The sequence below is a fragment of the Bacillus cereus group sp. BfR-BA-01522 genome, assembly GCF_022662635.1.
GTDB lineage: Bacteria > Bacillota > Bacilli > Bacillales > Bacillaceae_G > Bacillus_A > Bacillus_A cytotoxicus.
In genome coordinates this window covers 1-223 of the sequence record NZ_JAKUDY010000069.1, presented here as the reverse complement: position 1 = coordinate 223, position 223 = coordinate 1, and the positions used below count along the sequence as shown (strand labels likewise).

The window sequence follows — 223 nt, the reverse complement described above, 5'->3', positions numbered from 1 at the left end:
TGGCACCAATTCGATTTTTTGTTTGAAAGTCTCGAATGGATATGTCTCTCATTTTTTGAGCAAATTCATCCATCTTTTTATAGAACGGTTCATCTATATGTTCATATACAACCTGTCCTGCTTTATCACAATAGTTTTGCAGCGTTGTATAATCCTCAAGTAATGTATTTATTTTCTTTTCTTGTTTTCTATGATAGAAATCAATACATCTATCTGAATCTAA

1 pseudogene is annotated in these 223 nt (G+C 30.5%); it reads right to left on the bottom strand.

The features are described from left to right. Positions 1–223 (bottom strand): annotated as a pseudogene (locus MR059_RS21695) (hypothetical protein); the annotation flags it as partial.